Source organism: Streptomyces sp. MS06 (genome assembly GCF_047200655.1).
Taxonomy (GTDB): Bacteria; Actinomycetota; Actinomycetes; order Streptomycetales; family Streptomycetaceae; genus Streptomyces.
Genome location: NZ_JBJZOJ010000033.1, coordinates 1 through 12,027 on the forward strand (window position 1 = coordinate 1; position 12,027 = coordinate 12,027).

The 12,027-nt window shown below is 71.1% G+C and carries 9 protein-coding genes and 1 pseudogene; 4 read left to right on the plus strand and 6 right to left on the minus strand.

Features of this window, described 5'->3' with window-relative positions; translation table 11 throughout:
* A partial coding sequence (locus ACL02U_RS18950) for a hypothetical protein (protein ID WP_412792049.1) occupies positions 1 to 743 on the plus strand: 743 nt, incomplete at its 5' end.
* Between the two features lie 45 nt (positions 744 to 788).
* Here the strand turns inward: ACL02U_RS18950 and ACL02U_RS18955 are convergent.
* From ACL02U_RS18955 to ACL02U_RS18965, 3 genes and pseudogenes are all read right to left on the minus strand, one after another.
* A complete protein-coding gene (locus ACL02U_RS18955; protein WP_412792050.1) occupies positions 789 to 1,436 on the minus strand; it encodes a hypothetical protein in 648 nt (215 codons plus the stop codon).
* A gap of 155 nt (positions 1,437 to 1,591) precedes the next feature.
* Positions 1,592 to 3,082, minus strand: a pseudogene (locus ACL02U_RS18960) (ISL3 family transposase).
* A 490-nt stretch (positions 3,083 to 3,572) separates the two neighbouring features.
* Complete coding sequence (locus ACL02U_RS18965) at positions 3,573 to 3,971, minus strand: VOC family protein (protein WP_412792051.1); 399 nt, start codon at positions 3,969 to 3,971, stop codon at positions 3,573 to 3,575.
* 92 nt (positions 3,972 to 4,063) lie between these two features.
* Here ACL02U_RS18965 and ACL02U_RS18970 point away from each other — a divergent pair, with 92 nt between their 5' ends.
* Positions 4,064 to 5,053 (plus strand): helix-turn-helix transcriptional regulator, encoded by a 990-nt coding sequence (locus ACL02U_RS18970; RefSeq protein ID WP_412792052.1) that lies wholly within the window; start codon positions 4,064 to 4,066, stop codon positions 5,051 to 5,053.
* A gap of 78 nt (positions 5,054 to 5,131) precedes the next feature.
* On the opposite strand, the gene ACL02U_RS18975 is transcribed toward ACL02U_RS18970, so the two are convergent.
* Positions 5,132 to 6,310 carry a Glu/Leu/Phe/Val dehydrogenase dimerization domain-containing protein gene (locus ACL02U_RS18975; protein ID WP_412792053.1) on the minus strand — a complete coding sequence of 393 codons (1,179 nt, stop codon included), beginning with the start codon at positions 6,308 to 6,310 and terminating at the stop codon, positions 5,132 to 5,134.
* 208 nt (positions 6,311 to 6,518) lie between these two features.
* Positions 6,519 to 6,956: a winged helix-turn-helix transcriptional regulator gene (locus ACL02U_RS18980; RefSeq protein WP_412792110.1), complete on the minus strand. Its 438-nt coding sequence runs from the start codon at positions 6,954 to 6,956 to the stop codon at positions 6,519 to 6,521.
* Between the two features lie 139 nt (positions 6,957 to 7,095).
* Here ACL02U_RS18980 and ACL02U_RS18985 point away from each other — a divergent pair, with 139 nt between their 5' ends.
* Positions 7,096 to 7,968 carry an aldo/keto reductase family oxidoreductase gene (locus tag ACL02U_RS18985; RefSeq protein ID WP_412792054.1) on the plus strand — a complete coding sequence of 291 codons (873 nt, stop codon included), beginning with the start codon at positions 7,096 to 7,098 and terminating at the stop codon, positions 7,966 to 7,968.
* A 339-nt stretch (positions 7,969 to 8,307) separates the two neighbouring features.
* A complete protein-coding gene (locus tag ACL02U_RS18990) occupies positions 8,308 to 9,522 on the plus strand; it encodes an MBL fold metallo-hydrolase (protein WP_412792055.1) in 1,215 nt (404 codons plus the stop codon).
* A gap of 300 nt (positions 9,523 to 9,822) precedes the next feature.
* On the opposite strand, the gene ACL02U_RS18995 is transcribed toward ACL02U_RS18990, so the two are convergent.
* Positions 9,823 to 11,985 (minus strand): MMPL family transporter, encoded by a 2,163-nt coding sequence (locus ACL02U_RS18995; protein ID WP_412792056.1) that lies wholly within the window; start codon positions 11,983 to 11,985, stop codon positions 9,823 to 9,825.
* Between the last annotated feature and the right edge of the window lie 42 nt (positions 11,986 to 12,027).

Here is a 12,027-nt window from a genome sequence, read left to right on the forward strand (position 1 = left end):
AACTGCGGTTTGAAGCACCCTTGAGTCGCCAACGCCTCAACCAGGTACGTCCACCGCGTTCCCCGGTGGACCTGCCGGGTCTTGAGTGGCTCAGGAATGTGAACGGTGACCGTGCGGCAGCGCTGGAACAGTTCGTCGCCGGCTGGTACACCGTCGAAGGCGCCACCGAACCACCTGCCGCCTGCTCTCCCTCACGCCTGCCTGCTGGACTGAGACAGCTGTACCGGCTTGCGAAGCAGCGGCCCGGCGCCCTCGGAACCCAGAACAGCATCCTGCCCGAGCCAGACCTGCACACCGACCATCTCGGGGAGATGCTCGTCTTCGGCGTTGAGAACCAAGGAGGCTTCTTCTGGTCACTTCTGTGGACGCTCGACGGACCCGAGGCCGATCCAACCGTATGGTTCCGTGAATTCGACGAGGAACCGATCGCAGAACAGGAACCGCTCAGCGGCTTCCTGATCCAGTTCTCCCTCTTCGAGGCTTCCATGAGTGCCGACTACCTGGCGCTGCCGCGCAGACTCACGGCAGCACAGGTCGCTCAGCTCACCGAAGCACTGCACCTTGTGCCCCTGCGTCCCTTCTGGCCGTGGGCACCCACTTACTTCTACGTGGCCCCTGGCCTCGTCCTGCATGTCAGCAGCGCGGGCGGCGAAGAATTCGACGTCTGGGCCGGCGCCAGCCACCGAAACGCCCTGGCACCGCTGGCCGACCTGCCCGTCGACTGGATCCGCTTTGACGGCTGACGTCACAAGATCAGGGACAGGGTCGCAGTTCGTGACCGTCGGCGCTCATGCGAAGGCGATGGCGGCGCCGGTCGAGACCGAGAGCTTCGCAGCGCGGAGGAGCTGAAGACACACGTAGGACTCGACGCGGTAGCGCTGCCATCCTTCGGAGGCCGGATCCTCGGCATCGACGGCGTCGGAGACCTCTTCCGAGTCCGGATCGAGGTCTTCCGGAAGACCGAGGGCTTCAGCGAGTCGGCGGGTTTCCGCAAGCAGTCGCACCGAAGAGCCCAGGTAGCCGCCCGGTGCCTTCTTGTCGACGATGACGTGGGCGAAGTCCACGGGGACGTAGTAGCCCTCGCAGTCCGAATGATGGACCAGGTGGTCGAACGGTCCAGGAGGATCACTCGGGAGAGCCTCGTACACCTTGCTCAGGAGCGGGTCGTCGGTGGCCCGCTGGGTCCAGTCGAGCGGTTCGGGCAGGCGCCCGTCCGCTGCGAGGTGGACGGCGAGACGGCGAACGGTGCGCAAGCCCGAATAGCCCCACGCCTCGAACTCCGCGCCCTCTTCCTCGTCCAGGTCGGGCTCAGTCCACTGCCGCGCTCCCGCACGCTCCAGCAGCTCGCCGATCGCGACGAAGTCAGCGCGGACCATCTCGGTGTAGTCGTCGTCCTCGGCATCGACGAGGGCACCGACGACTATGTTCAATCCCATGACCCGATCTTGCCATCGGCGATCGGATGACCACACCTTGCCCTGCTGCCGGGGTCACGCCGCCTGGTCGTAGCCGGCGGCCTCCGGCTGGGACTGTAAAACGTTCGGGTCTTCCAAGATTTTCGTAGCCGGTGATCGCTGGGTTTGGCGGAGTATCAGCTGAGCAGGATGCGCTGGCGGAGGAGCGGGAGGCCGGCCCGGCCGTAGGTCTGGCGCTTGAGCAGTTTGATCTTGTGGTTGACGCCCTCGGTGCGTCCGTTGTGCCAGGGCAGGGTGAGGGCGGCGTCGACGGCGGCCCGATCGCGTTCCAGGCCGGTGGCGAAGGAGTGCAGGAAGGGCAGGTCGGCCGCGCGGGTCCGGGCGATCCAGGCGTTCAGCCGCCCGGGATTGCCCGGTGCGGGGGCAAGGAGTGCGGCGAAGTCGCTGACCTGGGTGGCCAGGGCGGTCATCTCCGGGCAGGCGGCGGACAGTTTGTCGCGTAGCGCGGCCTGTTCCTCCTTGAGGTGGGCGGGATCGGTGAGCAGGAGGCGGGCGGTGCGCCGCGGGGAGAGGGTGGCGTGGTCGGCTTCGACGCGGCCCTGGGTGATGTAGCGGACCAGGAGGTTCGCGCTGCCGGTGTAGCCGAGTTCGCGGATCTCGGCGAGCAGGTGGGTGACGGGGACGGCGGGGTCCGTGGCCCGGCGTTTGCGCAGGTGCTCGCGGTAGGGATCGACCAGAGTGGGGCGGTACTGCGGGGTCCGGATGAGCCGGTCGGGCTCGGCGTGGCGGGCGTAGCGTTTGACGGTGTTGAGCGCGAGGTTCAGGCGCCGGGCGCATTCGAGCAGGCCCACGCCCTGATCTCGCAGGTCGTGGACCTGCTACCAGCGCTCGCGGGTCGTCTGTGCGCGTCTGCCCTCGCGGATTGGTGGTCCCAGGGGCGCCCAGCAGGCGCTGTGCGCCAGGACTTCCCTGTGTGTCGCCTCGCCGAGCAGGTGCCACAGGTGCCAGCGGTCCGCGACCTGCACGACGTGGGGTGCCGCGTCGGTGATGGCCTGGGCGAAGCTGCCGGCCCCGTCCCGGCACACCACCTCGAATCCAGCATGCTCGCGCAGCCAGGTGGCGACCGGCTCCTTCGCGCGGTCCGCGAGCACTTCGACACGCGCGCCCGTGGCGGCGTCGATGATGATCGTGGCGTAACGGTGGCCCCGGCGCAGGGCGAACTCATCGATGCCCAGCACGCGCGGGACTGCCGCCGACGGCGCGGGGATGCGCATCAGGCAGTTCAGGACCGTTGCCCAGGACAGCGCGCAGTGCAGCACGGCCAGCAGCCGGGCCCCGGCCGATCCCGCCAGCGCCACGGCCACCGCGTTCACCACGCGCTGCAGGGCCGGGGTGCGCCGCTGGTAACGCACCGTCAACCCGGTGACTTGCTCGGCGAAAGTGGTCTTGGGACAATCGGATTTCTCGCAGTACAGGCGGCGCACCGACAGATCGATGACGACAGCCCGGCCGCCCACCGCCTCGTCCGCGACATGCCGCACGTACCGGGAGTGCACCCGGTGCGACTCCGTCCCGCACCCCGGGCAGACAGCTGCGGCAGCATCACGGGTCCGGGCCGTGATCCGCAACAGATCACCGCTGGCCTCCACACGATCGTCACAGGCCAGTTGACCCGATCACGGCTACGAAAATCTTGCAAGACCGGTTCGTTTGACAGACCCGGTCCCGTACGACCGCCAGTGCCGCCAACCCGAGCCTCCTCACCTTCAGCCCGACTATGGATCGGTCAGACGAGATGAGAACGCTTCAAGAATTCCGAAGTTACGTCACAGAGCCGCAGGGCACTCGAAGGAGGAAGAACCCCCTGGCCACAGGGACAGGGACTCAGCGGGGCTCAGGGGAACTCACGGGATGTCGCACAGGCGGGCCGCCCGGGAGCCTGAGCCCCGGCGCGGCCGCGCCGGGGCTCAGGCTCCGGAAGGCGACCGCACTCAACGGCTCTGTCTCCGTCCGGGGCCACGGTGCAGGCGGGCCGGGAGCGGTCGGCGAGCGCGGGCTGCGGGTACGTGCCGCTGCCGGTGCTCCTGGAATCGGAGGCCTCGTGCGTAGGCAGCCGCGGGAGCTCGGGCCTGCCGGTGAACGCGCATGTGCGCGGCGTCAGCGCGTGAACTTCTCGACGGCCGCCGGGGTGACGGGGGTGAAGAAGTTGACGAGGTTGCCGTCGGGGTCGCGGAACAGCAGCGAACGGTTGCCCCAGGGCATCGTGGTGGGCTTGTTGACGAAGTCGGCGACGAAGCCGCTCAGGTTCTGGTGAACGCGGTCCACGTCGTCGACGAGGAACTCGGTGATCACGCTGCGGTTGTCCGCCGGACGGGCGGAGCCCGGGGCGAACAGCGGGACGGTGCGGGTGCCGGCGATCGCGAGGGTGGCGCCCGCGGTCCTGAGTTCGGCGAAGTCCTCGGTCGCCCACGTCGCGGGCACGCCCGTGGCGCGCTCGTAGAACTCGACGAGGCGTGCGACGTCGCCGGTGATGATGCGGATCGAGACGAAATCCATGGTGATCTCCTGGGCAGATGGAATCGCTGCACCTCGCAGGCTAGGAGAAATAGGGGACAGAATCGGTCCTGTATTCGCGCTAGGCTGTGCACATGCCCCGACCCACCGGCCGCGTGCTGACACTCCTGGAGCTGCTGCAGTCGGGCGGCACCCGGACGGTGGCCGAACTCGCCGACCGGCTCGGCGTCGAGGGGCGCACCGTGCGGCGCTACGTGGACCACCTGCTCGACCTCGACGTGCCCGTGGAATCGGTGCGCGGCCGCTACGGCGGGTACCGGCTCGCCCCCGGATACCGGTTGCCGCCGCTGATGCTCGGCGACGACGAGGCGCTGGCCGTGCTGCTCGGCCTTGTCGCCGGCCGACGAGCGCGGCTGACGACGGCGCAGCGCACGGCGAGCGAAACGGCATCGGCCAAGATCCGGCGAGTGCTGCCCGGACACATCGCCCGCCGGCTCGACACGCTCATGGAGTCTCTCGCCTTCACGGATCGGCCCGGTGAGTTCGACACCCCGGACGCCGAGGTCCTGCTCACCGTCGCCGACGCGGTGCGCCACCGCCGACCGGTCTCGATCCGCTACACCGACCGCGACGGACGGCGCAGCGAACGCACGCTGCACGGGTACGGGATCGTCACCCATGCGGGCCGGTGGTACGTCACGGGCACGGACCCCGAGATCGGCGAGGACCGAACCTTCCGGCTCGATCGCATCGCGGACGCGCGGACCCTGCCCGGCTCGTTCGAGGCGCCCGAGGGCCCGGATCCGGCGCAGCGCGTGCTGTCGGGGTTCGCGACGGCCGAGTACCGGCACGAGGTGACCTTGCGGATCCACGGAACGGTCGAGCAGATCCGCGCCCACCTCCCCGCCGGCGTCGCGAGCCTGGAGGAGGACGCGCCCACGGGGGACGAGGACCGGGAGACCGAGCGCTGGCTGCGCGTCGAACTGCGGGCGGAGCGGCTCGACTGGTTGCCTCCGCTGCTCGCCGCGCTCGGCCGTCCGTTCGTCATCGAGCGCCCCGACGAACTGCGCGACCTCGTCGTCGCGCTCGCCGAGCGCCTCGCGTCCTGCGCCCGCCGGACCTGACGGTGCGGGACCGACACCACCGACGCCATGGGACGGCGCGGCCGGGAGTACGCGCGGTGCGGCCGCGTCCCGCGCAGTTCAGCGGTAGCAGCCGAAGCGCTCGCGGATCAGCGCCAGTCGTCCGGCGGCGAGCGCGTGCGCGGCGGCCCGCGGGGTGACGCCGCCGGTGTCCGCACGGTCCAGCAGCTCCCCGACCAGGACACGCATCGCCCGGCGGATGTACGCGAACGCCTCCTCGGCGGTCGGACCGACGTCGCCGAACAGCGTCCACCACCACCAGGCGTTCGTCGCCGAGTTGACGGCGACATCGGGCAGTACCGTCACTCCGCGCGCGGACAGCGCCTGCTCCGCCTCCGGCAGGACCGGCATGTTCGCCGCCTCGACGATCCAGCGGGCGCGGATCGCCTCCTGCTCCTCGGCGCCGACGGCGTACGACACGGCGGCCGGTACGAGCACCTCCGCATCCGTCGACAGCCAGGCGTCCCGCCCCAGCTCCCCGTCGGTGGAGCGCAGCGCGCCCCGGTCGACCGTGCCGTGCGTGTCGCGTGCGGCGAGCAGCGCCTCGACGTCCAGTCCGGCGGCGTTGGCGATGGTGCCCTTGACGTCGGCGACGGCGACGACCGTCAGCCCCGCCCGGGCGAGGAACCGTGCGGTGGCCCCGCCCATGGTGCCCAGCCCCTGCACCGCGACCCGGGTCCCCCGGTGGGGCACCCCGGCCCGGTCCAGCGCCGTGAGCGCGGCCTCGGCCACCCCGCAGCCGCCGGCCAGCTCGTCGAGGCCGACGCCGTCCACCGCGACGGCGAAGGCGTCCGCGAGGCGCCGCCGGGCGGCGGACGCGTCGTCGAGCAGCGGGAACACGGCCTGGACCGGCGACACCAGGCCCGCCTCCGAGGCTGCCCGGTCGACCATGTCCCGGGTCAGCCCGAGGTCCTCTCCGGTGGCCCAGCAGCTCTCCAGATAGGGCCGCATCGCCCGCAGGTAGCGCACCAGCAGCGGGTACGCCTCGGGGTCCCGGGGGTCGCAGTCGACGCCGCCCTTGGCGCCGCCCATCGGGACGTAGCGGGCTCCCGGGTCGTAGTGCAGGGCCTCCTTGCGGGTCATGCCGCGGGCGAGACCGGTGACCTCCTCCAGCGTGCAGCCCGGCCGCATCCGCAGTCCGCCGCTGCACACGCCCCGCACCAGCCGGTCGACGACCAGGAAGCCCCGGCGGCCGGTGACGTGGTCGGTCCAGGTGAGCGACAGCAGCGGATCGGTCACGGCCTTCTCCTCCGGGGCGGGCGCGGGCACCGGTGGCGGCGCACGGGAGAGCATATTACTGAACGGCCGGTCAGTAATGGGAAAGGCCCGGACGAATCGCCGTCCGGAACCGTCCACGCCGTCCGGAACCGTCCACGCCGTCCGGCTCTTCGCAGTCGAGGGTGCAGCGCCAAGAATGTTCAGCCGTCGGACAGTTGGCTGCGGGTCGTCAGGAGGTGCGAGCGTCGCGGTTCTCGCGGTTGGCGAGGACCTCGGCCATGTGTGTCTGCGCCCAGTCTCTGAGCCCGCGCGTCATGTGGTGGAGCGAGAGGCCGAGGCCGGTCAGCTCGTAGGAGACGGTGACGGGCACGGTTGGCGTCACGGTGCGGGTGAGCAGACCGTCGTGCTCCAGCGAGCGCAGCGTCTGGGTCAGCATCTTCTGGCTGACCCCGGCCAGAAGACGGGAGATCTCGGAATAGCGCATCGCCTTCGGAGCGTCCGCACGTGCTGCACCGGGCCGGCCGGGGCCGTTGTCCCCGCCCAGCGCACACAGGATCAGGACGACCCACTTGTCCGAGATCCGGTCGAGCAACTGCCGGCTGGGACACCCTGCCAGGAACGCGTTGTACTCCACCTTGGCCTGAGCCCTCTTCCGGGCCGCCGTCATCGTCGTCACTGATCACGCCTCTCACCAACGGGTGGGTTACGCACCCCGAAGTGCCTACTTCCCGACGGGAAGTTCCTCTCCAATGCTGATGCAGGGAGGCAGCAGGTGCCACCCCAAGTGCACGACGAAAGGCGACAAGATGAGCACACGGTCCCTCCCTCTTCCCGGCGGCACCTGGACTCTGGGTGACCTGACCGTCACCCGGTTCGGCTACGGCGCCATGCAACTGGCCGGCCCGCGGGTCATGGGGCCGCCCGCCGATCGCGAGGGTGCCCTGGCCGTTCTGCGGGAGGCGGTCGAACTCGGTATCACCCACATCGACACCAGCGACGCCTACGGGCCGCGCGTCACCAACGAGTTGATCCGCGAAGCACTGCACCCCTATCCCGAGTCGCTGCACATCGTGACCAAGGTGGGCGCGACCCGTGACGAACAAGGTGGCTGGCCCACGGCCCGGCGGCCCGAGGATCTGCGCCGCCAGATCCACGACAACCTCAACTCCCTCCGGCTCGACGTACTCGACCTGGTCAACCTCCGACTCGGTGACGCCGAAGGTCCCCGGCCCGGCTCACTCGCCGAGCCGTTCGAGACGCTCGTCGACCTCCAGCGGCAGGGCCTGATCCGCCACCTCGGAGTCAGCAACGCCACCGAGGAGCAGGTCACCGAGGCGCAGGACATCGCGCCGATCGCGTGCGTGCAGAACATGTACAACCTCGCCCACCGCCACGACGACAAGCTCATCGACCGGCTCGCCGCCGCCGACGTCGCGTACGTGCCCTTCTTCCCCCTCGGGGGCTTCACCCCCCTTCAGTCCTCGGCGCTCTCGGCGGTCGCCGCTCGATCCGAGGCGACGTCGATGTCCGTCGCGCTGGCCTGGCTGCTGCAGCGATCACCCAACGTTCTGCTCATCCCCGGCACGTCGTCGACGGACCACCTGGTCGAGAACATCGCCGGCGCGGGACTCTCCCTCTCCCATGAGGACTTGACCGAGCTGGACGGCATCAGCCGCTGAATGCCCCAGAGCTGAACGGCCCACAAGCCACGATCGAAGCCACCGCAGAAGGACTCAACAGACACGCCTGACGCGGTCGCGCGGTCGCCGGGTCGAAACCGGGCCGCGGCGGCGGGCCGCTGGACGCCGCGCACCCTGCCCGGCCCGGCGCCGCGACGGCTCGGTGTCGCCGGGGCAGACGAGGCGGACCGAGCAGACGGGGCACAAGGAGGGCGGGGTGGCCGGCCGGAGGCCGGAGCAGGGGGCGGTGGGACTCCGGGCGAGTGAGGGGCATCCGGCGCGGCGCGGTGTCGGTGGGGCGGACCATAATGGAACGCCCCGACTCCACCTGGAGGTGCCGTGACCGGTTTCCGTCTCCCGCGCTTCGAGCCGAGCGCGCTGCGGCCCGCGGCGTTCGGCGCGGATCCCAGCGGTGAGCGCATGGCTCGCATCCGCCGCTCCCCGCACTTCCGGGACGGCGTCTTCCAGAACCCGGGCGGACCGGCGCGCACCCGCCCCTCCGGCTCCGCCCGCGACTTCGCCAAGGTCTACTTCGACAAGGAGACCCGGCCCCGCCGCGCCCCGCAGGGCACCGTGCCGGTGCACGCCACCACTCTCGCCGACCTGGCCCGCCCGCCCGCCACCGGGCTGCGGCTGACCTGGATGGGGCATTCCAGCGTGCTCGCGGAGATCGACGGGCGGCGGGTGCTCTTCGATCCCGTGTGGGGCGAGCGCTGTTCGCCGTTCCCGTTCATCGGGCCCAAGCGGCTGCATCCGGTGCCGCTGCCGCTGGCCGCGCTCGGCCCGGTCGACGTCGTCGTGATCTCCCACGACCACTACGACCACCTCGACCTGCCCACGATCAGGGCGCTGGCCGGCACCGACACCCTCTTCGCCGTCCCGCTCGGCGTCGGCGCCCACCTGGAGCGCTGGGGTGTGGCCCCCGGTCGGCTGCGCGAGCTGGACTGGCAGGAGGCGGCCGAGGTCGGCGGGATCACCCTCACCGCCACCCCGGCCCGCCACTTCTGCGGCCGCGGGCTGCGCAACACCCAGCACACCCTGTGGGCGTCCTGGGCCGTCGCCGGGGAGGAGCACCGGATCTACCACAGCGGTGACACCGGCTACTTCTCCGGGTTCCGCGACATCGGCGCCGCGCACGGCCCGTTCGACGCCACGATGATCCAGGTCGGCGCCTACAGCGAGTTCTGGCCGGACATCCACATGACACCGGAGGAGGGCCTGCGCGCCCACGTCGACCTCCAGGGCGGCGAGCCCGGCGGGGCGCTGCTGCCCATCCACTGGGGCACCTTCAACCTGGCACCGCACGCGTGGGCGGAGCCCGGCGAGTGGATGAAGGACGTCGCGGACGCGGCGGGCCAGGCGGTCGCCCTGCCGCGGCCCGGCGAGCCCTTCGAGCCCGCCGGGAAGGTGCCCTCCGCCCCCTGGTGGCGGGCCGCTGCCCACCCCGCCACCGCCTCTCGGCACCCCTCGCCGGCGACCGGGGCGGAGACCGCCGGCAGTTCCGCGGCCACGGTCCCGGCGGTGCGGGTGAGTGAGGAACCGGAAGCGGGCTGAAGCACGGTGCGCCCGGCGCCGCCGATGCCCGTGTCACGTGCGGGGCCGCGACGGAGGGGAACGTGCCGGGGTGCCTCGGCGGTCGGCCGGGGGCGTGGGCCGTGCCGGAGGAACCCCTGCCGTCGGCCGGTGTGGGCCGGCTCCGGACACGGGCCGGCTTCGGCGGAGTGAACGGCATTCATCCCCTCCGGTGTGGCGGCGCCCGGGGGCTTGCACAACGCGGGCCGGGCGAGGGTGCTCCGGTGTGCGGAGCATCCTCGCCCGGCCGGCGCGACGGAGCTGTTCAGCCGTGGAAGCCGTTCAGCTGTGGGAGAAGGTGATGTTCGGCAGGATCCGGCGCAGCCACGCAGGGGTGTACCAGGCGGCGTGCCCGGACAGGCGCAGCAGCACCGGCAGCAGCACCAGCCTGACCAGTGCCGCGTCGAGCAGCACCGCCACTCCCAGCACGATGCCCATCTCCTTCGGCGGCAGCGGACCGGACAGTGCGAAGGTGAAGAACACGGCGACCATGACGGCCGCGGCGGCGAAGATCACGCGACCCGAGTGGGCCAGGGCCCCGGTCATCGCCTCGCGCGGGTCTCTGCTGCGCTCGTAGTGCTCCTTCGCCGAGGCCAGCAGGAAGACGGTGTAGTCCATGGCGATGGCGAAGATCATCGCGAAGAAGAACACCGGGGCCCAGCCGTCGAGGAAGCCCTGCGGAGTGAACCCGAGCAGGCCCGAGCCGTGGCCGTCCTGGAAGACCAGGCGGGCCACTCCGAAGGCGGCGCCGGTCGACAGCAGGCTGGCGACGGTGCCGAGGAAGGAGATCAGCGGGGCTTGCAGGGCGAGGAGCAGCAGGACGAACCCGAGAGCCAGAACCACGCCGATGACCAGCGGGGTCTTGTCGCTGAGGAGCTGCTGGAGGTCGAGGTTCTCCACGGCGGCGCCGCCGACGAGGGTGTTGTCGGGCAGTTCGGCGCGCAGCGTGTCGACGGTGCGGGAGAGGCCCGGATCCGAGGGGTCGACCGTGGGGACGGCCTGGATCATCGACCAGTTGGAGCCGTCGGCGGACTGCTGCGCAGGCATCACCCCGGCGACGCCGGAGGTCGCACCCACCTGTGCGGCGACCTCGCCGACGTGGTCGGTGGGCGTGACGATCTGCAGTGTGCCCGGCGCCCCGGCGCCGAAGGACTGCTGGACGGCGGCGTATCCGGCGCGGGCGCTGGCGTCGGAGGGGAGGACGGTGATCGAGGGCATCGCGGTGCGCAGGCCGATCACCGGGGCGGCCAGCGCCAGCAGGGCGACGAGCGCGGCCACACCGTAGCGGAAGGGGTGTCGCCACAGCCGCTCGCCCCAGGCGCCGAAGCGCCGGGACCGGTGTTCGCCGGTGTGCACCCAGGGCAGGGCGAGGGCGTCGACGCGATGGCCGAGCTTGCCGAGGACGGCGGGCAGCAGGGTGAGGGTGGCGGCCAGGATGAACAGCACGGCGAGCATGATTCCGCCGGCCATGGAACGGAACGCCGGGGACGGTACGAGCATCACGGCCGAGAGGCTGACCAGGACGGTCGCACCGGACAGCAGGACGGCCTTGCCGGCGGTGTCCATGGTCTCGGCGACCGCCTCGCGGATGCTCAGCGAGCGCCCGAAGCGGGCCCCCCGGAAGCGGACCACCAGGAACAGCGCGTAGTCGATACCGAGCGCCAGAGCGAACATCATGGCGAAGTTCATGGCCCAGATCGACACCGGGAACAGGTGGCTGATCAGCACCAGGGAGCCGGCTGAGGCGGCCAGCCCGGCCAGTGTGAGCAGCAGCGGCAGTCCCGCGGCCACCAGTGAGCCGAAGGCCAGCACCAGGATGGCGAGGGTGACCGGCCAGGAGAGCATCTCCGACTTCAGCATCGCATCGTGGTTGGCCTTGTTGAAGTCGCTCCACAGGACGGACGCGCCCGTCGCGTGCACCTCGACCCCGTCACCGGACAGGGCCTGAAGAGGGGTCTTGAGGTCGTCGGCGGCCCGCACCATCTCGTTCGGGTCCGCTCCGGCACCCGCGAGCAGGACGGCGGTGCGGCCGTCCGCGCTGATCGTGGAACCCGGTTGCGGCGGGATCACCGTGGAGATCCGGGGGTCCGCGGCCGCCAGGTTGCCGGCCTTCTCGACGACCGCTTGGACGCCCGGGTCGGTGACGGGGCGGTCCGCCGTGACCACGATCTGCAGTGCGGAGGAGGCGTTGCCCCCGAAGTGCTTCTCGGCGATCTGTCGGACCTTGACCGAGTCCGACCCGTTCGCCTGCCAGCCCGCCCCGGAAAGGGCGCTGTTGACCTGCGGGGCGAAGGCGCCGAGTACGCCGACGAGCAGCAGCCACCCGACCAGCACCGTCTTGAAGTGCTGCGTCGACCAGACACCGAGGCGTCCGAGCGGTCCCGGTCGTGCTGTGTCGGGCGGGGCTGAGGTGGTGTCTGGGGCGGTGGCGTGGAGGGGTTTCAAGGTCGTGCTCCTAGTTGCGATCCGCGTCGGATCCCCGCCGGT

What these genes read in the sequence shown, in the direction of transcription:
- ACL02U_RS18955 (WP_412792050.1), bottom strand. Translation starts at nt 1,436, where the DNA reads ATGGGATTGAACATAGTCGTCGGTGCCCTCGTCGATGCCGAGGACGAC.
- ACL02U_RS18965 (WP_412792051.1), bottom strand. Translation starts at nt 3,971, where the DNA reads ATGGATTTCGTCTCGATCCGCATCATCACCGGCGACGTCGCACGCCTC.
- ACL02U_RS18970 (WP_412792052.1), top strand. Translation starts at nt 4,064, where the DNA reads ATGCCCCGACCCACCGGCCGCGTGCTGACACTCCTGGAGCTGCTGCAG.
- ACL02U_RS18980 (WP_412792110.1), bottom strand. Translation starts at nt 6,956, where the DNA reads ATGACGGCGGCCCGGAAGAGGGCTCAGGCCAAGGTGGAGTACAACGCG.
- ACL02U_RS18985 (WP_412792054.1), top strand. Translation starts at nt 7,096, where the DNA reads ATGAGCACACGGTCCCTCCCTCTTCCCGGCGGCACCTGGACTCTGGGT.